This is a genomic window from Halalkalibacter nanhaiisediminis, assembly GCF_007830185.1.
GTDB lineage: Bacteria > Bacillota > Bacilli > Bacillales > Bacillaceae_D > Halalkalibacter > Halalkalibacter nanhaiisediminis.
Genome location: NZ_VLKZ01000007.1, coordinates 134,601 through 157,136 on the forward strand (window position 1 = coordinate 134,601; position 22,536 = coordinate 157,136).

General features: G+C 38.6%; 19 protein-coding genes. All 19 read left to right on the forward strand.

The features are described 5' to 3' along the window. The first annotated feature begins 63 nt into the window (after nucleotides 1-63). The 19 genes from rny (at nucleotide 64) to IQ10_RS13645 (ending at nucleotide 22,469) form a co-directional block, all read left to right on the forward strand. Complete coding sequence (gene rny, locus IQ10_RS13555) at nucleotides 64-1,629, forward strand: ribonuclease Y (protein ID WP_144451030.1); 1,566 nt, start codon at nucleotides 64-66, stop codon at nucleotides 1,627-1,629. Between the two features lie 85 nt (nucleotides 1,630-1,714). Then, entirely contained in the window at nucleotides 1,715-2,509 is a 795-nt protein-coding gene (locus IQ10_RS13560; protein ID WP_144451031.1) for a TIGR00282 family metallophosphoesterase, read from the forward strand. 162 nt (nucleotides 2,510-2,671) lie between these two features. Then, nucleotides 2,672-2,932 (forward strand): stage V sporulation protein S, encoded by a 261-nt coding sequence (locus IQ10_RS13565; RefSeq protein ID WP_144451032.1) that lies wholly within the window; start codon nucleotides 2,672-2,674, stop codon nucleotides 2,930-2,932. A gap of 291 nt (nucleotides 2,933-3,223) precedes the next feature. After that, complete coding sequence (locus tag IQ10_RS13570; RefSeq protein ID WP_144451033.1) at nucleotides 3,224-4,966, forward strand: 2-oxoacid:acceptor oxidoreductase subunit alpha; 1,743 nt, start codon at nucleotides 3,224-3,226, stop codon at nucleotides 4,964-4,966. Beyond that, the gene (locus tag IQ10_RS13575; protein ID WP_144451034.1) at nucleotides 4,967-5,833 is read left to right on the forward strand and encodes a 2-oxoacid:ferredoxin oxidoreductase subunit beta; all 867 of its coding nucleotides are present in this window, start codon (nucleotides 4,967-4,969) and stop codon (nucleotides 5,831-5,833) included. Nucleotides 5,834-6,103: 270 nt separating this feature from the next. After that, a complete protein-coding gene (miaB, locus tag IQ10_RS13580) occupies nucleotides 6,104-7,726 on the forward strand; it encodes a tRNA (N6-isopentenyl adenosine(37)-C2)-methylthiotransferase MiaB (protein WP_144451035.1) in 1,623 nt (540 codons plus the stop codon). Beyond that, a complete protein-coding gene (locus IQ10_RS13585) occupies nucleotides 7,723-8,160 on the forward strand; it encodes a YlbF/YmcA family competence regulator (RefSeq protein WP_144451036.1) in 438 nt (145 codons plus the stop codon). The genes miaB and IQ10_RS13585 overlap by 4 nt, the downstream gene beginning before the upstream one ends. Before the next feature lie 164 nt (nucleotides 8,161-8,324). Beyond that, nucleotides 8,325-8,552: a hypothetical protein gene (locus tag IQ10_RS13590; RefSeq protein WP_144451037.1), complete on the forward strand. Its 228-nt coding sequence runs from the start codon at nucleotides 8,325-8,327 to the stop codon at nucleotides 8,550-8,552. A gap of 434 nt (nucleotides 8,553-8,986) precedes the next feature. Next, a complete protein-coding gene (locus IQ10_RS13595; protein ID WP_144451038.1) occupies nucleotides 8,987-9,559 on the forward strand; it encodes an outer spore coat protein CotE in 573 nt (190 codons plus the stop codon). Between the two features lie 274 nt (nucleotides 9,560-9,833). After that, nucleotides 9,834-12,446, forward strand: coding sequence for a DNA mismatch repair protein MutS (mutS, locus tag IQ10_RS13600; protein ID WP_144451039.1), 2,613 nt, complete (start codon nucleotides 9,834-9,836; stop codon nucleotides 12,444-12,446). A 34-nt stretch (nucleotides 12,447-12,480) separates the two neighbouring features. Next, nucleotides 12,481-14,364: a DNA mismatch repair endonuclease MutL gene (gene mutL, locus IQ10_RS13605; RefSeq protein ID WP_144451040.1), complete on the forward strand. Its 1,884-nt coding sequence runs from the start codon at nucleotides 12,481-12,483 to the stop codon at nucleotides 14,362-14,364. Between the two features lie 48 nt (nucleotides 14,365-14,412). Continuing rightward, nucleotides 14,413-15,207: a class I SAM-dependent methyltransferase gene (locus IQ10_RS13610; RefSeq protein ID WP_144451041.1), complete on the forward strand. Its 795-nt coding sequence runs from the start codon at nucleotides 14,413-14,415 to the stop codon at nucleotides 15,205-15,207. A 16-nt stretch (nucleotides 15,208-15,223) separates the two neighbouring features. Further along, complete coding sequence (gene miaA, locus IQ10_RS13615) at nucleotides 15,224-16,171, forward strand: tRNA (adenosine(37)-N6)-dimethylallyltransferase MiaA (protein WP_144451042.1); 948 nt, start codon at nucleotides 15,224-15,226, stop codon at nucleotides 16,169-16,171. Between the two features lie 30 nt (nucleotides 16,172-16,201). Next, entirely contained in the window at nucleotides 16,202-16,441 is a 240-nt protein-coding gene (gene hfq, locus IQ10_RS13620; protein WP_144451043.1) for an RNA chaperone Hfq, read from the forward strand. Between the two features lie 145 nt (nucleotides 16,442-16,586). Then, on the forward strand, nucleotides 16,587-17,345 hold the full coding sequence (locus IQ10_RS13625) for an IclR family transcriptional regulator (protein WP_437177692.1): 759 nt from the start codon (nucleotides 16,587-16,589) through the stop codon (nucleotides 17,343-17,345). Between the two features lie 189 nt (nucleotides 17,346-17,534). After that, nucleotides 17,535-18,239 carry a FadR/GntR family transcriptional regulator gene (locus IQ10_RS13630; protein ID WP_144451044.1) on the forward strand — a complete coding sequence of 235 codons (705 nt, stop codon included), beginning with the start codon at nucleotides 17,535-17,537 and terminating at the stop codon, nucleotides 18,237-18,239. Nucleotides 18,240-18,320: 81 nt separating this feature from the next. Beyond that, nucleotides 18,321-19,646, forward strand: a complete 1,326-nt coding sequence (locus IQ10_RS13635) for an FAD-binding oxidoreductase (RefSeq protein ID WP_144451045.1) — start codon at nucleotides 18,321-18,323, stop codon at nucleotides 19,644-19,646. Nucleotide 19,647: 1 nt separating this feature from the next. Continuing rightward, on the forward strand, nucleotides 19,648-21,009 hold the full coding sequence (locus IQ10_RS13640) for a (Fe-S)-binding protein (RefSeq protein WP_144451046.1): 1,362 nt from the start codon (nucleotides 19,648-19,650) through the stop codon (nucleotides 21,007-21,009). Beyond that, nucleotides 21,009-22,469 carry an FAD-linked oxidase C-terminal domain-containing protein gene (locus tag IQ10_RS13645; RefSeq protein WP_144451047.1) on the forward strand — a complete coding sequence of 487 codons (1,461 nt, stop codon included), beginning with the start codon at nucleotides 21,009-21,011 and terminating at the stop codon, nucleotides 22,467-22,469. The genes IQ10_RS13640 and IQ10_RS13645 overlap by 1 nt, the downstream gene beginning before the upstream one ends. The last annotated feature ends 67 nt before the right edge of the window (nucleotides 22,470-22,536 follow it).

Genomic DNA, 22,536 nt, shown 5'->3' on the forward strand with positions numbered 1-22,536 from the left:
CTATTAATGAAAGTATGACAAATTTGAAACCAACAATTAGATAGCAAGGGGAGGTGAAAGAGTATGGATAACGTATTGCTCATCTCCATTTTGCTTGTTGTCTCTGCAGGTATTGGTGCAGTTGTTGGATATCTTGTTAGAAAATCCATTGCAGAAGCGAAAATTTCCAGTGCGGAACATGCAGCGAAACAAATTGTTGAAGATGCGAAGCGAGATGCTGAAGCGAGTAAAAAAGAAGCACTCCTTGAAATGAAGGATGAAGCTCATAAAATTCGCACTGAAGCAGAGCGTGAAATTCGTGAACGGAGAAATGAGATTCAAAAACAAGAGAATCGTTTGGTGCAAAAAGAAGAGATTCTTGACCGTAAGAGTGAAACCTTAGATAAGAAAGAAGAGTCTTTGGAGAAAAGGGAGGAATCTCTCACCAAAAAACAACGACAAATTGAAGAGATGGATAGCAAAGTGGAGGAAATCTTGAACAAGCAGAAAACGGAGCTTGAACGAATTTCTGGATTTTCCCGCGAAGAAGCGCGTCTTACGATCCGTAATGAGGTGGAGCAAGAGATTGCTCATGAAACAGCCCTCATGATTAAGGAGCGAATGGCACAAGCTAAAGAAGAAGCTGACAAAAAGGCGAAAGAAATCTTGTCTCTTGCGATTCAACGTTGTTCTGCTGATCATGTAGCAGAAACGACCGTTTCGGTTGTCACCTTGCCGAACGATGAAATGAAAGGACGGATTATAGGTCGAGAAGGTCGAAATATTCGTGCCCTTGAGACTTTGACTGGTATCGATCTTATTATAGACGATACTCCTGAAGCGGTGATTCTATCTGGGTTTGACCCAATTCGTCGTGAAATTGCTCGATCAGCACTTGAGAAATTAGTTCAAGATGGTCGAATACATCCTGCTCGTATTGAAGAAATGGTGGATAAATCACGTCGTGAAGTTGATGAATCCATTAGGGAATATGGTGAACAAGCTACTTTTGAAATGGGGATTCTTGGGCTACATCCAGATCTCATTAAAATTCTTGGTCGCTTGAAATTCCGTACGAGTTATGGTCAAAATGTTCTAAAGCATTCAATGGAAGTTGCCTATTTAACAGGACTTATGGCAGCAGAACTTGGTGAAGACGTGAAGCTTGCAAGAAGAGCTGGGCTTCTTCATGACATCGGTAAAGCGATCGACCATGAAGTTGAAGGAAGCCATGTAGAAATTGGGGTTGAGCTTGCAACGAAGTATAAAGAGCACGCAGTTGTGATTAATTCAATAGCCTCTCATCATGGTGACACGGAAGCAACATCAATTATTGCAACATTGGTTGCAGCGGCGGATGCTCTTTCTGCAGCTCGACCTGGCGCGCGGAGAGAAACGCTCGAAACATATATTCGTCGCTTAGAAAAGCTAGAAGAGATTTCAGAGTCATTTGAGGGTGTAGAAAAGACTTATGCGATCCAAGCTGGACGAGAAGTGAGAATTATGGTTCGACCAGATGTTGTTGATGATGCACTAGCTCATAAACTTGCTAGGGATATTACGAAGAAAATTGAAGATGAACTCGATTACCCGGGTCATATACGTGTAACTGTTATTCGTGAAACACGAGCGGTTGAGTATGCGAAATAAAGTGGCGATATTCGCCACTTTATTTGTTTTTTATTGCCTGAATTCAGTACAATAAAAAGAGAATGGTAAATAAAAAGGAGATTTTATGAGGATTTTATTTATTGGTGATGTTGTAGGTGCACCAGGACGAAACATGATAAAAGAGTATACAATGAGATTAAAGCAGAAATATAAGCCGACAATTACGATTATTAATGGGGAAAATGCGGCATCAGGAAAAGGAATTACAGAAAAAATTTATAAAGGATTTCTTGATGCGGGAGCTCAAGTAGTCACGCTAGGTAACCATGCATGGGATAATCGAAACATCTTTGAATTTATTGAAGATGCTAAGGCACTCGTTCGTCCTGCTAATTTTCCTGAAGGGACTCCGGGTAAAGGATATACGTTTGTGAAGATAAATGATATTGAAATAGCAGTCATAAATGCAATGGGACGAACCTTTTTACCTGCAATCGATTGTCCGTTTAGAAAAATGGATGAGATACTTGAAATTGTAAAAAAACGAACTTCTTATATTTTTGTAGATTTCCATGCAGAAGCAACAAGTGAAAAGCAAGCAATGGGTTGGTATTTGGACGGGCGTGTCACGGCTGTTATCGGAACTCACACACATGTTCAAACAGCTGATGAACGTATTTTACCTAAAGGAACGGCCTATTTAACAGATGTCGGAATGACTGGTCCTTATGATGGTATTCTTGGTGTTGAAAAAGAACCAGTCTTGAAAAAATTCCTTACGACTTTGCCTGTGAGGTTTGAAGTTGCGGAAGGAAGGGAACAATTAAATGGAGTAGTGATTGATTTTAATCCTAAAACAGGTCTTGCAAAGTCAATCAAGAGAATTCAAATTAACAATGATCATCCTTTTTATGAGTAGGTCTTCCTAATTAATTACTGTTTTAGGAATATGGATTGCTTTTGTGAAATAAGATGAATTAGACTAACATCTTTTATGATTGACTTGATGCTACGAATAATAGTATGAGGCCAATTGAGATCCGGGACAACCCACTTTTCGTTTACAGAGGAGGTACTAGAAATGGAAGTCTTAAAAGTTTCGGCGAAATCGACCCCGAACTCTGTTGCAGGCGCACTCGCAGGTGTTATTCGAGAGCGTGGAGCAGCTGAAATTCAAGCAATTGGTGCAGGAGCATTGAATCAATCAATTAAAGCAATCGCCATTGCTCGTGGCTTTGTTGCCCCAAGTGGAATTGACCTTATTTGTATTCCAGCATTTACAGATATTGAAATTGAAGGTGAAGAACGGACGGCAATGAGGTTAATTATCGAACCAAGGTGAAGATTTTAATTACCTACTTACATTTCGTAAGTGGGTCTTTTTTATTTGTATTCGTCTTAAAAGCCCTTGCTTTTTTAGAAGGGAAGGACTATCATAATGACGTTTACCAATCAAAGAAACTAGTCATGATTTAAAGGTGAGTAAGTCTAGGAAATTACTAGGGAATATGCTAAGATAATCATATTTACAAGGATTTTAATGTTTGTTCTTAGTTAAATAGATTGTAAACCTACATAATTTTAATGATATATAGGTAGGTAGCTTGGTATAAGGGTATAAGGGGTGGATAGAGTGAAAGATCAATTATCATGGAAAGTCGGCGGGCAGCAAGGGGAAGGGATCGAAAGTACAGGTGAAATTTTTGCTTCAGCATTAAATCGTCTCGGTTATTATTTATATGGGTATCGTCATTTCTCTTCTCGAATTAAAGGTGGTCATACAAACAATAAAATACGAGTGAGCACAAACCCACTTAATTCGATATCAGATGATTTAAACATACTTGTTGCATTTGATCAAGAAACGATTGATGTAAATATTCATGAATTACGTGAAGATGGAATAGTCATTGCAGATGCAAAATTTAATCCTGTCGTAACAGAAGGTTATGATGCGCGTTTATTTGCCGTTCCTTTTACTGAAATTGCAACAGAACTTGGAACATCATTAATGAAAAACATGGTAGCTGTTGGCGCGACTAGTGCAATTCTTGGTTTGACCGCGGATTCATATCAAAATGTAGTAGAAGATATTTTCTTGAAAAAAGGGACTTCTGTAGTTGAAAAGAATATGGAAGCAATACGCGCAGGTGCAGAATACTTCCGTAACGAAGCGGGCGACAATATGCCAGACTTACAGCTTGCTCCTGCTGATGGTCAAAAGCGTATGTTTATGATCGGCAATGATGCTATTGGTATGGGGGCCGTTGCAGCAGGTAGTCGTTTCATGGCTGCTTATCCGATTACACCAGCATCTGAAATTATGGAATATATGATTGCTAAATTACCTGAGTTTGGTGGTACAGTCATTCAAACTGAGGACGAGATTGCTGCTTGTACAATGGCGATTGGTGCAAACTATGCTGGTGTACGTGCATTCACCGCATCAGCAGGTCCTGGTCTTTCTTTAATGGCTGAAGCTATTGGCTTATCGGGTATGACAGAACAACCACTTGTGATTATGGATACACAACGTGGTGGTCCAAGTACAGGTCTTCCAACAAAACAAGAGCAGTCGGATTTAATGGCGATGATTTACAGCACGCATGGTGACATCCCGAAAATTGTAATTACACCAAGTACCGTGGAAGAAGCATTTTATGACACAGTCGAAGCTTTCAACCTCGCCGAAGAATTCCAATGCCCTGTTATTTTGGTGACAGATTTAGCGTTATCTCTTGGTAAGCAAACAGTAGAACCACTCGATTTCAGTAAAATTGAAATTCGTCGTGGTGCGCTTCAGTTAGGAGTAGACATACCAGAAAGAGAAGACAAAGAATACTTCAAGCGTTATGAAGTAACAGAATCAGGTGTATCACCTCGTGTCATTCCTGGTATGAAAAACGGTATTCACCACGTAACAGGGGTTGAACATGATGAAACAGGTAAGCCATCTGAAAGCCCTGAAAATCGTAAAAACCAAATGGATAAACGTCTTCGTAAGCTGGCTAATCTACCTAAAACGTTCAAGAATCCTCTTTTTGTACATGCCGAGCATGAGGAAGCTGATTTACTTGTGATTGGTGTTAACTCCACACGTGGGACCATTGAAGAAGCCATGCCAAGACTTGAAGCAGATGGTGTGAAAGTGAATCACGCTCAAGTTCGTCTATTGCATCCGTTTCCTACAGACGAAATAAAGCCACTAATTGAACGTGCCAAAAAAGTTGTTGTCGTTGAAAACAATGCAACAGCACAACTTGCGAATATTATAAAAATGAATATTGGCAATGTAAAAATCGAAAATGTTCTTAAATACGACGGAAACCCGTTTTTACCTGGTGAGCTACATCAAACATGCAAGGAGTTGGTCTAGATGGCTACATTTAAAGAGTTCCGTAATAAAGTAAAACCAAACTGGTGCCCTGGTTGCGGAGATTTCTCTGTTCAAGCAGCAATCCAGCGTGCAGCAGGCAATGTAGGTTTAGAGCCAGATGATCTTGCTGTTGTATCAGGTATTGGTTGTTCAGGTCGTATTTCTGGTTATATCAATTCATACGGATTCCATGGTGTTCATGGTCGTGCCCTTCCTATTGCACAAGGTGTAAAGATGGCAAACCGTGATTTAACTGTTATTGCTTCTGGTGGAGATGGTGACGGGTTTGCGATTGGCCTTGGTCATACAATTCATGCGATACGTCGTAACATCGATGTGACTTACATTGTGATGGATAACCAAATTTACGGTTTAACAAAAGGTCAAACATCACCAAGAAGTGATATGGGTTTTAAGACAAAGAGTACACCAGGTGGTTCCATTGAATCAGCTCTTAATGTGATGGAAATGGCATTAACTGCAGGTGGAACGTTTGTTGCACAAAGCTTTTCAAGTGATTTAAAAGAGTTAACAGCACTAATTGAACTAGGAATCCAACATAAGGGATTCTCACTCATTAATGTATTCAGTCCATGTGTAACATTTAATAAAGTGAATACATATGATTGGTTTAAAGAAAACATCACAAAGCTTTCTGATGTAGAAGGATATGATCACACTAACCGTGTGACAGCAATGCAAACATTGATGGAGCATAATGGCCTTGTTACAGGTCTTATCTATCAAAATTCAGAACAGCCATCGTACCAAGAGCTAATTTCGAACTACGACGAAAAACCACTGGCTCATCAAGATTTACAGCTTGATGAATCGAAATTTAACGAATTAATGGCTGAATTTATGTAACAAAAACGGACTTTATAAAGAAAGCAGTGTCTACGCTAATGTATGGCATTGCTTTCTTTTTTAGTTATATTTCTATTGTCAAACAAGATTCATTGAGTTTATACCAAGTTCCACGTATAATGGATGAGGTAACTGCAAATAAATCTTAAACATCGTTCGTTTTAATAACGAATGGCTGTCGAATAGATTTCAATGGTAAGAATGTCCACTTTTTATTGAAGCTAGTAGTGTATCAAGTGGGCATGTTTTGATGGAAGGAGTTTAACAAAAATGAATGAAGACCAGCGACTAGGACGTCAAGGGAATACACGAAATAATACTAATGAGGTTCAAGCTAAAGCTCCCTCTAAGGACTATAGTAAATACTTTGATTTCTCAAATGCAAAAGTTATTTCAGAAGAAGATAATAAAAAGGTTATCAGAATCTCAGGTCGTGAAATCTCGATTTATGATCAACCCGATTATAAACAGGGTAAACGTCGAGGAAAAGAAGATGTTCAAGTACTAAGACCAGATAACCTGATCCCTGATGATATGAAAGGAATAGGGAATGGTAAGAAATTTTTAATTCGAACATATGGCTGTCAAATGAATACTCATGATTCAGAACATATGGCGGGTCTTCTAGTTGAAATGGGATTTGAGTCAACAGAAGAAACGACTGAAGCGGATATTATTCTATTAAATACATGTGCTATTCGTGAAAATGCTGAGAATAAAGTGTTTGGTGAAATTGGTCATTTGAAAACATTAAAGACAGAGCGTCCTGAATTAATTCTTGGTATATGTGGTTGCATGTCTCAAGAAGAAAATGTTGTCAATCGTATAATGCAAAAGCATCAACACATTGATCTCATATTCGGTACACATAATATTCATCGCTTACCAGAGCTTCTACGTAACGCTTTGTTTGGAAAAGAAATGGTCGTTGAAGTTTGGTCAAAGGAAGGCGATATCGTCGAAAATATGCCACGAGCACGCCAAGGAAAAACACTAGCCTGGGTCAATATCATGTATGGCTGTGATAAGTTCTGTACGTATTGTATCGTGCCGTATACTCGCGGAAAAGAACGGAGCCGTCGTCCAGAGGATATTATTGCTGAAGTACGTGATCTAGCTCGTCAAGGTTATAAAGAAATTACTCTACTAGGTCAAAACGTAAATGCGTATGGAAAAGACTTAACAGATATTAAATATGGATTAGGCGATCTAATGGATGAAATTCATAAAATCGATATTCCGCGTGTTCGTTTTACAACGAGTCACCCACGTGATTTTGATGATTATTTAATTCAAGTGTTGTCTAAAGGTGGGAACCTTGTTGAACATATTCATTTACCAGTTCAACATGGTAATTCTGACATTTTGAAGTTAATGGCTAGAAAATATACACGTGAACAATACGTGGAGCTAGCCCATAAAATCAAGATGGCAATTCCAAATGCTTCATTTACGACAGATTTAATTGTCGGTTTTCCTAATGAAACAGAAGAACAATTTGAAGATACGTTATCTCTTATTAAAGAAATTGAATTTGATAGTGCCTATACGTATATTTACTCTCCTCGCGAAGGAACACCTGCAGCGAAAATGGAAGACAATGTTCCTGATGAAGTGAAGCGTGAGCGTTTAGCTCGCTTAAATGCTTTAGTGAATGAAATATCTGCTAAAAAGAATCTTGATTATCAAGATCAAATCGTTGAAGTACTTGTAGAGGGTGAAAGTAAGAAAAATCCTGAAGTGCTAGCAGGTAGAACGAGAACAAACCGTATGGTTAATTTCAAAGCACCGAAGTCCTTAATTGGAAGCATAGTTTATGTAAAAGTAACAGAAGCAAAAACGTGGTCACTAAATGGTGAAATCGTAGAAATGGCGGAGGTAAAAGGGTCATGACAAAAACAAACACATATACACGCGAAGAAATTCGTCTAAAAGCGCTAGAACTTGCAAAAATGGTTGCTGAAACGGAAGAAGTCGACTTCTTTAAACGAGCAGAAAAACAAATTAATGAACATCTTAGAGTACAAGAATTGATTGCGCAAATTAAGAAGCAACAAAAAGAAGCGGTTAACCTTCAGCATTATGGTAAATCAGAAGCCCTTAAAGAGGTCGAAGCTAAAATTGATGCATTACATGCTGAAATCGATGGAATTCCCCTAGTACAAGAGTTCAAACAAAGTCAAGTTGAAGTGAATGAACTACTTCAAATGATTTCAAATACGATTTCTAGAACGGTAACAAATCAAATTATTGAATCAATGGGTGGAGATTTACTTAAAGGGACGACAACAAAAAATCCATTCTCTGATGGTAGCGGCTGTCATTAATTTTTAGGAGGGTGTTTCAAAGGTCAACAAACCTTTGAAACATCCTCTTTTTTTATAAATAATCTCAAAAGATTTAAAATATCATGAAAAAGAAGAAAGAGGTGAATAAATTCAATGAAAAAGGGAATGGCATCATATGTAACCAATGAAGGGAGAGAAAAACATTGAGAAACTATAAAGTCTATTTTCAATTAGTTAACGGAGAACAAGAAACGGCTTATTTCACTGAAAATCCAGTTTCGAGAATCAATGATTGGATTGAACGTACAAAATGTGATTGGGTTCGATTAGAAGGGGTACGCCTCAACCTTTGTCATGTCGCCTCCATTAAAGTGGCTAAGCTAGCAGAAGATCGCAAAGAAGGAGAAGAAGAAATAGAAGAGTGGCTATAAAGCGAATAGGTAGTTTAAGCAATCGTGAATAAACTTTGCCCTTTCATACAATTAAATTATCTTAAATAAATTATCTTAAAAACGTCGATTGAATGTAGTGTTCTTCGACGTTTTTTAAATGAGGATATACGTTAATTGAATCGTAATCAAACTGATCAATGTATTTAAAAATAACGAATAAAAGTTGTAATTTTTTACTTAGACATGAAGCTGAGCTTTTTCTCGGACAACTGAGATTTATTGTACTAAACAAGACGCATCCATCATATCGTGATACAGATAACACTTTGCTTTCATCTTACTTTCTTTTTGCACCATGGTTATTCGCCCTGCATAGGATGATAAGTGAAGAAATTGGCGGAGCGAATTAGGCAAAAGCCGACACGAGCGACCGACAACTCGATACGATACGAGAAAGAGGAGGGTTTAGTTTCATGTCACAGACAGAAAATGGGTTTAACTATCGTGAGATTATAACAAAAGCGGTATGTGGAAAAGGTCGTAAGTTTTCTGAAGCCACTCATACGATTAGCCCTTCACACAAACCGTCAAGTATTCTCGGCTGCTGGATTATTAATCATAAATATAGCGCCGAAAAAAAGGGTGATGATGTAGAAGTACAAGGAAGCTATGATATTAATGTATGGTTTTCCTACAACAAAAATACGAAGACGGATGTTGCGACGCAAACTGTTTCGTATACCGATGTTGTTTCGCTTTCTATGAGAGATGAGAATGTGTTATCAGATGAACTCGATGTTATTGCTCGTGCGGTTCAACAGCCTAATACGCTTGAAGCAACAATTTCAGAAAATGGAGCAAACGTTGATGTGCAAGTAGAGCGTGAATTTATTGTTGAGTGTATCGGGGAAACGAAGGTCGCAGTAGCTGTTAATCCAGATGGTATAATGGAAGAGTTTTTTGAGGAAGAGTATGAAGATGAAGTAAGTGATGAAGAATATGAGCGTCTAGACCCAAACTTTCTTCATGGGGAGATGGATAAATAAGGGATTTGGCTGACTCACTGGAAAATGTCTGCCCCGCACATACTGTTTAGTGCTATTATGCACTTAAATAGAGTAAAAAGGCGATGGCAATTTTCTGGTGAGTCAGTCTTCTTTTCTCTTTTTTTGAAAGAAAGCTTGGTTGAAGTCTTATACAAGATAGGGCTACTACTTACTATTCATTAGCAATAAACTTGTTAGTGACTCCCTAATGCGAGAATCAAACAGGCTATGCTATAATCATATGTATTGATTACGTACGGTGGAGGATTAACCAATGGCACAACAGACCCCTATGATGAAGCAATATTTAGAAATCAAGGCACAATATAAGGATGCCTTTTTATTTTTTCGTCTCGGTGATTTTTATGAGATGTTCTTTGAGGATGCAAAGCTTGCAGCGCGTGAGCTTGAAATTACACTAACTGGTCGAGGACAGGGAGAAGACCGAATTCCTATGTGCGGTGTACCCTATCATTCAGCTGATCAATACATGTCACGACTGATTGAAAAAGGGTACAAGATTGCCATTTGTGAGCAGGTAGAGGACCCTAAGCAAGCAAAAGGTGTCGTTAAACGTGAAGTCGTTAAACTATTAACGCCTGGAACAGTAATGAATGGGAACGGTATTAAAGAAAAAGAAAATAATTATTTAGTTGCTTTAACGCATTTTAAGGATGGTTCTTATGGTCTTGCAAGAACTGATTTGACGACAGGAGAATGTGCTGTTACGGTCGCCTCAGAGCTTGAAGAGGCAATTCAAGATATAGCAAGCTCAGGAGCAAAAGAGCTCGTTGTTGCATCAGATTTAGATGAGAAAGTTATCGTGCAAATTCAAGAAAAAAAAGCACTAACTTTATCAATAGAAGATGAATTAATACTCAATGAGGAGTATGCTTCGTTATGCAAAGAGCTAAAATCGGACAAGTTAATTGATAGCTTTTCGAGATTATTAAACTATTTAATTCGGACGCAAAAGCGCTCACTTAGTCACTTGCAAGAAGTGACGTACTATTCAACAGATTCATTTATGAAAATGGATACTCATACAAAGCGTAATCTTGAGTTAACGGAATCGCTAAGGGAAAAGAAAAAAGCTGGTTCACTTCTGGCAGTTGTAGATCAAACGGTGACAGCGATGGGTGGTCGACTTGTTAAGAACTGGCTTGAACGTCCATTAATTCATAAAGAGGTCATAGAAGATCGACTTGAAATGGTTACATCTTTATTACAATCTTATTTTGAGAGAGAAGAGCTGCGCGATGAACTTCGGCATGTTTATGATCTTGAGCGACTAGCTGGGCGGATTGCGTATGGAAGTGTGAATGCTAGAGAGCTTGTTCAATTAAAACGTTCTCTTCAAAGAATTCCTTCGATCAAACAGTTGATTCAAGCCATTGCACCAATATTTGGAGAGCGTTGGTTTAAGGAAGATGCATTTATAGACGAATTAGTCGATTTACTTGAACATAGTCTTCTTGAAGATCCTCCAATTTCGGTTACAGATGGTGGTATGATTCGAGCTGGGTTTCATGAAGAGCTCGATACGTATCGTGATGCAAGTAAAAATGGAAAGCAGTGGATTGCTGAACTTGAGCGGAAAGAGCGCGAGGCAACGGGCGTTAAATCATTAAAAATTGGATTTAACAAAGTTTTTGGCTACTATATCGAAGTAACGAGAGCTAACCTCCATTTACTACCTGAAGGTCGGTATGAACGGAAGCAAACATTAACGAATGCTGAACGTTATGTAACTCCTGAACTAAAAGAAAAAGAAGCGCTTATTTTAGAAGCTGAAGAAAAGATGGAGCAGCTGGAGTATGATTTATTTGTCACTGTTCGCGATGAAACAAAACAGTATTTAGCATCGATTCAAGAATTAGCTCATGCGATTAGTGAAATTGATGTCTTGGCTGGATTTGCATCAGTAAGTGAGCAACGTCACTATGTTCGACCAACATTCTCAAACGAGAGAGAAATAGAGATAGTAGGTGGACGTCATCCAGTTGTTGAAACGGTGATTGCAAAAGGTCAGTATGTTGCAAACGATGTACAAATGACAAAAGGACGTGAAATGCTCTTAATAACGGGTCCAAATATGGCAGGGAAAAGTACGTATATGCGTCAGCTTGCCTTACTTGCTGTTATGGCTCAGATTGGCTGCTATGTCCCTGCAGAATCAGCTGAATTACCTATTTTTGATCAAGTATTTACTCGTATTGGAGCAGCTGATGATTTAGCTAGTGGTCAAAGTACATTCATGGTCGAAATGCTTGAAACGCGATACGCTCTGAAAAAAGCAACAGAAAACAGCTTAATTTTGCTTGATGAAATCGGTCGTGGGACTTCTACTTATGACGGCATGGCACTTGCTCAGGCCATTATTGAATACATTCATAATCATGTTCGTGCGAAAACGCTATTTTCAACTCATTATCATGAGTTAACGGAACTCGAAGGTATGCTAGAAGATTTGAAAAATGTCCATGTCGCAGCAGTTGAAGAACACGGAAGTGTCGTCTTTTTGCATAAAGTTGTCGACGGACAAGCTGATCGAAGTTATGGCATATATGTAGCGGAATTAGCTGAGTTGCCTAAAGAGGTGACTGATCGTGCAGAGGCATTACTTGAACAATTCGAATCAAGCCAGGCAACGATTAAAGGAGTCAAGCAACATAATGAGATCAGGGAAAAAGCAACCCCGATTGAGCAATTATCCTTATTTGAAGAAGAAGGCCCTGCTGTCGTAACGAAAGAGAAAAAGAAATCGGTTGGCACACTTGAACGAGAAGAAAAAGTGATTAAAAAGCTCGTTCAAAAAGATGTACTAAATATGACACCAATTGAAGCGATTCAATTTGTAAATGAGCTTCAGAGATTATTAAAATAATAATAAACAACTTGTTTGAAAAAGGAGGGGTTCGATGGCGAAAATTATCAAGCTTGATGATGCCTTGTCTAACAAAATTGCAGCGGGTGAAGTCGTCGAGCGCCCAGCTTCAATTGTAAAAGAATTAATTGAAAATGCACTTGATGCTAATAGTACACATATTTTAATTGAAGCTGAGGAAGGCGGCTTATCTCAAATTCGAATAGTCGATAACGGTGATGGCATTGATGAGGACGATGTCGAGACAGCCTTTTTCCGCCATGCCACAAGTAAAATTCGAACGGATCGGGATCTTTTTCACATTTCAACGCTTGGTTTTCGCGGGGAGGCTTTACCGAGTATTGCGTCTGTTTCTCATTTAACGATGACAACGAGTACAGGTATTGGTCCAGGAACAGAGCTGAAGCTTGAAGGTGGGGTCATCAAAAGTAAAGCAATAGCAAAAGCAAGAAAAGGGACAGAAATAGTTGTCACAAATTTATTTTATAATACACCAGCTCGTCTAAAATATTTAAAAACGGTTCATACCGAAGCAGGTAATATTAGCGATATTATCAATCGACTTGCACTGGCTCATCCTCACGTAGCCTTTGAATACTATCACAATAAAAAAGAGGTTTTGAAAACGTCTGGAAATGGTGATATTCGTCAAGTTATTGCCTCTATCTATGGCAGATCTGTCGCAAAGAAAATGGTTGCTGTTAACGGACAGTCACTTGATTATCAAATCAGTGGTTATGTGGCGATGCCTGAGCTCACAAGGGCTTCTAGACAATATATGTCATTGTTTGTAAACGGTAGATATATACGAAATTACTCATTAGCGAGAGCGATTCAAGATGGCTATCACACCTTGCTACCAATAGGTCGTTTTCCAATAGTCGTTCTCTCAATTGAAATGGATCCACAGCTTATTGATGTCAATGTCCATCCTGCTAAACTCGAGGTAAGACTGAGTAAGGAAGAAGAACTTGGACAATTAATTACAACAGCTATTAAAGGGGTTTTTAAGAAAGAAACACTAATCCCCACGGTAGATACAAGTAAGCGGACGCAGAGACCTGAAGCTAAAAGTGAACAGTTGTCTCTCAGCTTTGAACAGGATACGACTCCTCGGCCTGAGACAGTTTTACAAGTGAGGGAAAATCCAGCTGTTTCAGAACAAGAGTCGCGTGAAATAGTACCTAAGTCGAAGATGGAAATGGAGTCAAAAGAAGAACCGTCCATTTCCTTTTCAAATAAAAATGTTGATTTTGATGATAGAGAAATAGAGGAAGAAGTGAATGAGCAACCAGCAGCACAGGTAACTCAACACGTTGAAGCTGCGCCACTTGAGCGTATTCCAGCACTATATCCTATTGGTCAAATGCATGGCACCTATATCATTGCCCAAAATGAAACAGGCATGTATTTAATTGATCAACATGCTGCACAAGAACGAATTAAGTATGAATTTTACCGAGAAAAGGTGGGACAAGTCGAAGCGCAGGTTCAAGAATTGTTCGTGCCAATCACACTTGAATGCACGGCGCAAGAAATGGCTACGATCAATGAACATATGGATGAACTTCACCGTGTCGGTGTGTTTCTCGAAGTATTTGGAACACAAGCTTTCATTGTACGCTCTCACCCAACATGGCTTCCAAAGGGCTATGAAGAAGAAACAATTCGAGAAATCATTGATTACCTACTTGAGCATAAAAGAGTGGACTTAGCGAAATTAAGAGAAGAAGCAGCGATTCTTATGTCGTGTAAAGCAGCTATAAAAGCCAATCGCCACCTCCGTCATGATGAAATGTATGCCTTACTTGAATCACTAAGGAAAAGCAGTGATCCATTTACATGCCCTCATGGGAGACCAATCATTGTTCATTTCTCAACATATGCTTTGGAGAAAATGTTCAAGCGGGTGATGTAAAGGTTTAAAAATAGGTCAAATTAGACGATAATAGTAGGAGAAACGAGAATGATCGTAACAACTGCAGGAAAAGGCGCTGATCAGTTACATGAGAAAGCGATCGGTTTTAGTCAAAAGCTAGATTGTCGATTTGTTTTGAGGAATAAACAATCTGTGCAGGAATTAATCGAGCAGTACAAGGAAGATGTATTAGTAATAGGAAAACAAAAAATCACTCTTCATCACGCGTGTGGAGGGGAACCTTTCTTTTATCACCCAAATTCTGCGATGTTTAGAGTAAAGCAGTTCTTGAAGACAGGATATGATCCGCTTGTTGATACGGCTAAGCTAACAAAAGGAATGACATTTCTTGATTGTACATTAGGGCTTGCATCTGATAGTCTTGTTGCAAAGCTTGCTGTAGGAAAAGAAGGGCGTGTGATTGGTCTTGAGGCGAATGCAACTGTCGCAGCAATTGTAAAAGAAGGACTTAAAACGTGGAATGAGGGCGGTCCTGAAATGCTTGCTGCGATGAAAGCAATTGAAGTCATTCATGCGAAACATTATGATTACTTACTGTCACTTGAGGATAATTCAGTCGATGTTGTCTACTTTGATCCAATGTTTGAACAGCATTTATCAGACTCCACTGGGATAAAAGGCTTAAAGCAATTTGCTTGTCATGATGATTTGTCAGAGGAAACGCTGAGAGAGACATACCGAGTGTGTAGTGGTCGAATCGTTTTAAAGGATCACTGGAAAAGTACACGCTTTGATCGATTTCCTTTTCACGTAATAAGGAGGCAGCACTCCGCCTTCCACTATGGATATATAGAAAAAGAAGGAAAATGTTTGAATTTATGAAAATAGGGAGAAGATGATGAAAGAAAAGCTAGTCGTAATCGTCGGACCGACTGCTGTTGGGAAAACAGCTCTAAGCATTAAGCTTAGTAAGAAATACAACGGTGAAGTCATCAGTGGGGATTCAATGCAAGTATACAAAGGAATGGATATCGGCACTGCGAAGGTTGGAAAAGTAGAACAAGACGGGATTAAGCATCATTTAATAGATATCAAAGAGCCACACGAATCTTTTTCAGTGGCTGAATTTCAAGAACATTGCCTCCCGCTTATTTCTCTTATTAATCAAGTAGGCCATATTCCTTTTTTAGTCGGTGGTACAGGGCTATATGTAAATGCAATAACAAAAGGGTATCAACTCGATGAGATGCCAACTGATGAAAAGTATCGAGCCGAGCTTGCAGAGATTGCTTTAAATGTTGGAAACGAAGAATTACATAAGATGTTAGAAGCTGTTGATCATGAAGCTGCTGTCAACATTCATCCTAATAATGTTCGTCGTGTTATTCGAGCACTTGAAGTCTCGCGTGTGACAGGAGTACCGTTTTCAAAGCAACAAGTTGGAGAACAAGGAGAAAAAAAATCTCATTATGATCTCGTTTTTATTGGATTATCAATGGAGCGTGAGAAACTGTATAAGCGGATTAACCAAAGAGTAGATCTAATGATCGAGCAAGGGCTTGTAGAAGAAGCAAAGGCACTTTATGATCAAGGTATTATCGACTGTCAATCAGTACAAGCGATTGGTTACAAAGAACTGTATGAATATTTTGATGGTAAGTGTTCAAAAGATGAGGCTATTGAAACATTAAAAAGAAACTCAAGAAGATATGCCAAAAGACAATTAACATGGTTCCGCAACAAAACAGATGCGACGTGGTTTGACATGACTGACGGGCTCACGGAGCAAGTTTTTCACGAAATTTGTACATTTATTGAAGGAAAATTCCAATCTTTATCGAAATAAAGAGAGAGTCAATAAGAGGAGGACACCCCGATGAAACAGCAAATTAACATTCAGGATCAATTTCTTAATCAATTACGCAAAGATAACATCTCAGTCACAGTCTTTTTACTCAACGGTTTTCAGCTTCGTGGTCATGTGAAAGGATTCGATAATTTTACAATCATTCTAGAAACAGAAGGAAAGCAGCAACTTGTATATAAGCATGCCATTTCAACATTTGCCCCGCAACGTAATGTGCAACTAAAAGCAGATTCAGAACCAACTGCATAATAATAACAAAGCTGACTTGTTACAGTGTCTACTCTGAATACTCACTTGTTTGTGGAAGTGATGGAGAGTGACACGACAAGTCAGTTTTTTATATTTTTTTTATGAAGGTAATATTTGGTTATCATTTATCACTTGGGGGATGCAAATGGTTAAATCAGTTGATAGGGCGCTAAGAATCATCACTTTAGTAAGTCAAAGTAAAGAGGGGCGAGGTGTAACGGAACTCGCTACTCATCTTGACTTAAATAAAAGCTCGATCTATAAATTATTAACCACACTTGTCAGTCATGGTTTTATCGAACAAGATATTGAGACAAAAAAGTATCGATTAGGGTATAAGTACTTAGAATTAAGCGCTATTTTACTAGAGTCGATTGATTTACGTTCTCAAGCAAAAACGTTTCTTGAGGAGTTAGAATCGTATACAAACGAAGTGATTCACTTAGTTGTTTTTGATCAAGGTGAAGTGATTTATATTGAGAAATTAGAGGGAAATGAAACGTTACGTACTCACTCAAAAGTCGGTAGAAGAGCATCGATGCATTGTACAAGTGTTGGTAAAGTTATTCTTGCCCATTTACCTGAGCAAGAGGTTTCAGCTATTTTAAATAAAAATGGGATGGAAAAGCGGACTGAAAATACGATTACAGATAAAGAAAGTTTACTTACTGAGTTACGAAAAATTAGAAACCAAGGTTACGGAGTGGAAATTCAAGAAAATGAAACAGGCATAACCTGTATAGCTGCACCAATATTCGATAATAGAGGGAGGATTGCAGCTGCCATAAGTGTCTCAGGACCGTCCATTCGCATGGAAAGTGATCGTTTGAAAGCAATAAGCCCAGTCATTATCGAAGTAGGAAAAAAAATCTCACGACGTCTTGGATATATTTCTCCAAATTAATTAAAAAAGCTAACAAAACAGTTAGCTTTTTTATATTTTTTAGTAAAATAAGAAAGATGTCGTATTTTGTTATCAATTGCAATTGTTTAGAATATTTTAAAAAAATATTGAAAAATAAAAGGAAGGATGGTTTAATAAAGTTACACACATATCACATATGTGATCATTGATCAGAAGGGTGGTGGATATGTGAATGTCGAAAAAATACCAAAAAAGAAAATATCGGAGTTAGTTGTTGAGCAAATCGAGAAGATGATTGAATCGGGAATGTTCAAACCAGGAGAAAAATTACCTTCTATGCGAGAGCTTTGTGAAATGTTTGATGTTGGACGTTCAGCAATCCGTGATGCAATCATTACTCTTAACGGAAAAGGTACCGTTAATGTCAAGCAAGGCGAAGGAACATATATTTGTGAATTTGACTCAACAAAGTTTTTTAATCAAACAACCTTATTACCTAGTCAAAAAAATATCCGCGAATTGTTTCAAGTGAGAAAGATTGTTGAAGCAGGGATAGCGGAAGGAGCAGCATTGAATAGGACAGAGGAAGACGTAGAGATTATTGGAGAAATTCTTTTAAATCAAACTGATGGCTGGGAATCAGATTACAACTTTCACATGGCAATTGCACATGCTGCAGGTAATGAGATTTTAGTACAGTTAATGGAATTTATCTCCTCAACAACGAAGAAAACGATGAATGAATTTTATGCACAAATCGAGCCAAATGATGAGATTCTTGCATCAATTAAAGCGCAGCATAATAATATCTATAAATCAATACAATCAGGCGAATCTAAACTGGCATACCAAATAATGATTAAACATTTGAGTTTTGTCGAAGAACTCTTACAAGATCGTGTTCTAATTGATAAAGCACACGAAACAATGTAAGCGTTTTAAAATTATCGCTCATTTTTTTGAAACAAAAATAGAAACATCGTTTGTTATTAAGAAACGAATAGGGGTGTTATCGTGATCACTTCAAATCTTTTAGCTGATTTAAAAGCAATCTTACCAGTAGATCAAGTTGAAGAGAAAGGGAGTCAGTCCGATTTACTAGGTAATAGTGGGGAAATCGTTGTTTATCCAAAAACTGAACAAGAAATTGAAAGCGTACTCAAATATGCAAATGACAATGGAAAGAAAGTGACTATTGCAGGAATGGGAACGAAAAGAGGTTTTGGTGGATTAGATCCTCAAACAGACATCTTGTTATCTTTAGAGATGTATAAAGGTGTAAATGAGCACACCGTTGGAGATATGACGCTGACTGTTAAGACAGGTACAACTTTTAAAGAGTTACAGGAATACTTAGCACAACATCAGCAAATGATCGCACTTGATCCAGCATGGCCAGAACATGCGACAATTGGTGGGATTATTGCTGCAAATGATAGTGGTCCTAAACGACTTGGTTATGGATCAGCGAGAGACTTAGTCATTGGTCTAAGAGTCGTTTACCCAGATGGCAATGTCATTCGTTCAGGTGGGAAAGTTGTGAAAAATGTTGCAGGATATGACATGAACAAGTTGTTTATCGGATCGATGGGAACATTAGGCGTCATTTCGGAAGTGACATTAAAGCTTCGACCGATACCTAAGTATCAAAGTCTCGTTTTGTTATCATTTCCTGATGGAGACCTCAAGAAAGTAAGAGCATTTGCCATTCAGTTATTAGATTCAATGATGGAGCCTATTGCTCTTGAACTATTAAATCCTTCCATTTCAAAGGCATTAACGGGTAATGAAAACTACACGTTAGCGATTAGTTTTGAAGATGTTCAAAGTTCTGTGCTTTATCAAGAAGAGTTCGTCAAACAAAATCAGCCTGCAAACACAAATTTACAAATTCTTGCTGAAAAAGAAGCGCAATCAATCTGGGATGATTTTTATAAGCTGGCTCCAAATGGATTGAATACGCAGCAAGGTGAAATAACAGAAGCAGCATTAAAAATAGGTGTAAAAAATCTTGATGTCCTTCAAGTCATAAAAGCTAGTCAACTACTAGAAGAAGCGAACAATCTTACGGTATTTGCACATGGTGGGTTAGGGCATGGATTATGTCAAGTCATTTTAAAGGGAGCAAGCGAGGATGTCATGTCTGCCATTGAATCTCTTAAACAGTCTGTTAAGGAACTAGGTGGATATGTAGTGGTGAAGCATTTACCGCTGTCACTCAGACAAACGACAAATGTCTGGGGAGAAAAGCCAGCTCATTTCTTTTTACTAGACGGAATCAAAACAAAGGTTGATCCAAAAAGAACGCTGAATCATAAGCGCTTTGTAGGAGGAATTTAACATGAGTGTAGCAGAAAAGGAAAAACAACAAACACCAGCCTGTTCATCAAATACGAGTTTGAGTAACTATTTGTGGAGTGATAAGCCAGATGAGAACAAATGGGCAGACTGTGTTCACTGTGGAATGTGTTTAGAATCGTGTCCGACCTATGAACTAACCGGTCAAGAGCAGCATTCACCGCGAGGTCGTGTCCATTTAATTAAATCAGTTGCAGAAGGAAAGCTTGTCGTTAATGAACAATTTGCAGATCCAGTGTTTGCTTGTTTAGATTGCCGTGCATGTACAACCGCTTGTCCTGCCGATGTTGATGTAGGTGGACTAATTGAAGAAGCAAGAGGACAGGTTCGCCAAGCAATGCCATTAACGGGGTGGAAGGGCTCTGTTAGTAAATTGTTCTTACAAGGGTTATTCCCGCATCAAAATCGCCTAAATTCATTAGGAAGCTTATTAAAGGTTTATCAAAAGAGTGGGATTCAGAAGGTTGTGAGAAAAACAGGTTTAATGAATATTATGCCAGAGCATTTAGTTCAAATGGAAGCTGTTATGCCTGAGGTGAAGCAGCCTGTACGAAAAAAATATAAGAATAATAATGTGATCCCTGCTCAAGGTGAAACGAAGCAACAAGTATCATTTATGACAGGTTGTGTCATGGACGTTATGTTTAGTGATATTAACCAATCAACGATCAATGTACTAACTCGTAATGGAAATGAAGTAACGATTCCACCAAAACAAACGTGCTGTGGAGCCCTGCATGTACATGCTGGAGACCGTGATACGGGAAGAAAGCTAGCAAAACAGAACATCGAAGCATTTGAAGATTCAGATAAGATTATTGTGAATGCAGCTGGTTGTGGTTGTATGTTGAAAGAATATGGTGAACTCTTTAAGGAGGAACCAGAATGGCAAGAAAGAGCAGAAAAGTTTGCTGAAAAGGTAGAAGACATCTCGAAACATTTATATGATACTGGCTATGAAAAACCAAAGGCGGAACTAAACACAAGAATCACCTATCATGATGCATGTCACCTAGCGCATGGTCAAGGAGTTCGCCAAGAGCCACGTGATCTTTTAATTAATATTCCTGGAGTTGAAATGGTTCATATGCCTAATGCAGACCGTTGTTGTGGAAGCGCGGGTATTTATAACATGACGAATCCAGAGATGGCAGGCGCTGTTCTAGAAAGTAAAATGAAAAATGTTCCTGATGATGTCGAAATGATTTCAATGGGGAATCCAGGCTGCATGCTACAGATGGCAATCGGTGTTGAAAAGTACGGCAGAAATCAAAAGGTCGTTCATACTGTTCAGCTTCTCGATTGGGCTTATCAAAAGGAAGATGCACAAAAGGAGGGTAACTAATGGCGAGAACAAAAGTAAGGTCAAAAGACAAACATATTAACAATTTGGCTAAAATTGTTTCGGGTCCATACTCTATTCTCTATGATCAAGAAGATCTACTTGCTTATGATTGCGATGGGTTTACCATTCATAAACATTTGCCTAAGGCTGTCGTCTTTCCTAACAATACCGAAGAAGTGGCTGAACTCGTTAAATACTGTGCAGAAAATAGCTTGCCTTACCTAGCTCGTGGTGCTGGAACTGGCTTAAGTGGTGGCGCGATCCCTTTAAACGAAGAAGTGATTATTAGTCTCGTTAAAATGAAACGTCTTTTAAGCGTTGATTTAGAAAATCGTCGTGCAGTCGTGGAACCGGGCTATGTCAATCTTAAGTTAACCAATTCTATAGCAGATAAAGGTTACTATTATGCACCAGATCCTTCGAGTCAATCTTGTTGTACAATTGGTGGTAATGTGGCAGAAAATGCAGGAGGGGCACATTGTCTTAAATACGGTGTCACAACGAACCATATTTTAGGCCTAGAGGTTGTTTTGCCAAATGGTGAAATCATTGAGATTGGGCATGATGGAATTCCTGATGCACCAGGTTATGACTTACTTGGTTTATTAACAGGCTCAGAGGGCACACTTGGCATTGTCACAAAAATTACCGTGCGAATTTTGAAAAACCCTGAAGCGAAGCAAACCGTTTTAGCTTATTTCGATCATGTGGAAGATGGAAGTCAGGCTGTATCTGATATTATTTCTGCAGGTATTGTACCAGCAGCGTTAGAAATGATGGATAAAACAGCGATCGAAGGGGTAGAAGCAGCATCTTTCCCAGTAGGACATCCAAAAGATATTGAAGCCTTATTGCTCATTGAAGTGGATGGTGTTTCAGCGGGTATTAACGAACAAATCAATCATATTTTACAAGTTTGTAAGAATCATCATGTGCGCGAAGTAAAAGTCGCACAAGATGAACAAGAGCGAGCAAGATGGTGGGCTAATCGTAAAACAGGCTTTGGAGCTATGGGAGCGATATCTGCAGACTATCTTGTACAAGATGGTGTCATACCGCGAAGTAAGTTGCCTGAGGTGTTAAATAGAATTAATGAAATCAGTGCAGAAAGCGGTTTAAGAATAGCGAATATTTTCCATGCAGGTGATGGAAACCTTCACCCACTTATTCTTTTTGATGCAAGAATTCCAGGAGCATCTGAAAAGGCATTAGAGGCAGGAAGTGCTTGCTTACAAGTTTGTGCTGATGTCGGTGGATCCATTACAGGTGAACACGGAGTTGGAATTGAAAAGATCAATGAGATGCGTTTTATTTTCACAGATGAGGAAATTGCTGCTCAAACGAATATTCGTGAAGTCTTTAACCCAAATAATTTATTAAATGCAGGAAAATTGTTCCCGTCTCCAGGGCGTTGTGTTGAAATCAAAAAAGAGATGAAAGCAGCCATGGCTAGTTCATAATATAAATTTAACGAATGTTAAGAAAATTATTGAAATGATAGCGTCTTCATGGTACTCTTTAGTGGAA

What these genes read in the sequence shown, in the direction of transcription:
- rny (WP_144451030.1), top strand. Translation starts at nt 64, where the DNA reads ATGGATAACGTATTGCTCATCTCCATTTTGCTTGTTGTCTCTGCAGGT.
- IQ10_RS13560 (WP_144451031.1), top strand. Translation starts at nt 1,715, where the DNA reads ATGAGGATTTTATTTATTGGTGATGTTGTAGGTGCACCAGGACGAAAC.
- IQ10_RS13565 (WP_144451032.1), top strand. Translation starts at nt 2,672, where the DNA reads ATGGAAGTCTTAAAAGTTTCGGCGAAATCGACCCCGAACTCTGTTGCA.
- IQ10_RS13575 (WP_144451034.1), top strand. Translation starts at nt 4,967, where the DNA reads ATGGCTACATTTAAAGAGTTCCGTAATAAAGTAAAACCAAACTGGTGC.
- miaB (WP_144451035.1), top strand. Translation starts at nt 6,104, where the DNA reads ATGAATGAAGACCAGCGACTAGGACGTCAAGGGAATACACGAAATAAT.
- IQ10_RS13585 (WP_144451036.1), top strand. Translation starts at nt 7,723, where the DNA reads ATGACAAAAACAAACACATATACACGCGAAGAAATTCGTCTAAAAGCG.
- IQ10_RS13595 (WP_144451038.1), top strand. Translation starts at nt 8,987, where the DNA reads ATGTCACAGACAGAAAATGGGTTTAACTATCGTGAGATTATAACAAAA.
- mutS (WP_144451039.1), top strand. Translation starts at nt 9,834, where the DNA reads ATGGCACAACAGACCCCTATGATGAAGCAATATTTAGAAATCAAGGCA.
- mutL (WP_144451040.1), top strand. Translation starts at nt 12,481, where the DNA reads ATGGCGAAAATTATCAAGCTTGATGATGCCTTGTCTAACAAAATTGCA.
- IQ10_RS13610 (WP_144451041.1), top strand. Translation starts at nt 14,413, where the DNA reads ATGATCGTAACAACTGCAGGAAAAGGCGCTGATCAGTTACATGAGAAA.
- miaA (WP_144451042.1), top strand. Translation starts at nt 15,224, where the DNA reads ATGAAAGAAAAGCTAGTCGTAATCGTCGGACCGACTGCTGTTGGGAAA.
- hfq (WP_144451043.1), top strand. Translation starts at nt 16,202, where the DNA reads ATGAAACAGCAAATTAACATTCAGGATCAATTTCTTAATCAATTACGC.
- IQ10_RS13625 (WP_437177692.1), top strand. Translation starts at nt 16,587, where the DNA reads ATGGTTAAATCAGTTGATAGGGCGCTAAGAATCATCACTTTAGTAAGT.
- IQ10_RS13640 (WP_144451046.1), top strand. Translation starts at nt 19,648, where the DNA reads ATGAGTGTAGCAGAAAAGGAAAAACAACAAACACCAGCCTGTTCATCA.
- IQ10_RS13645 (WP_144451047.1), top strand. Translation starts at nt 21,009, where the DNA reads ATGGCGAGAACAAAAGTAAGGTCAAAAGACAAACATATTAACAATTTG.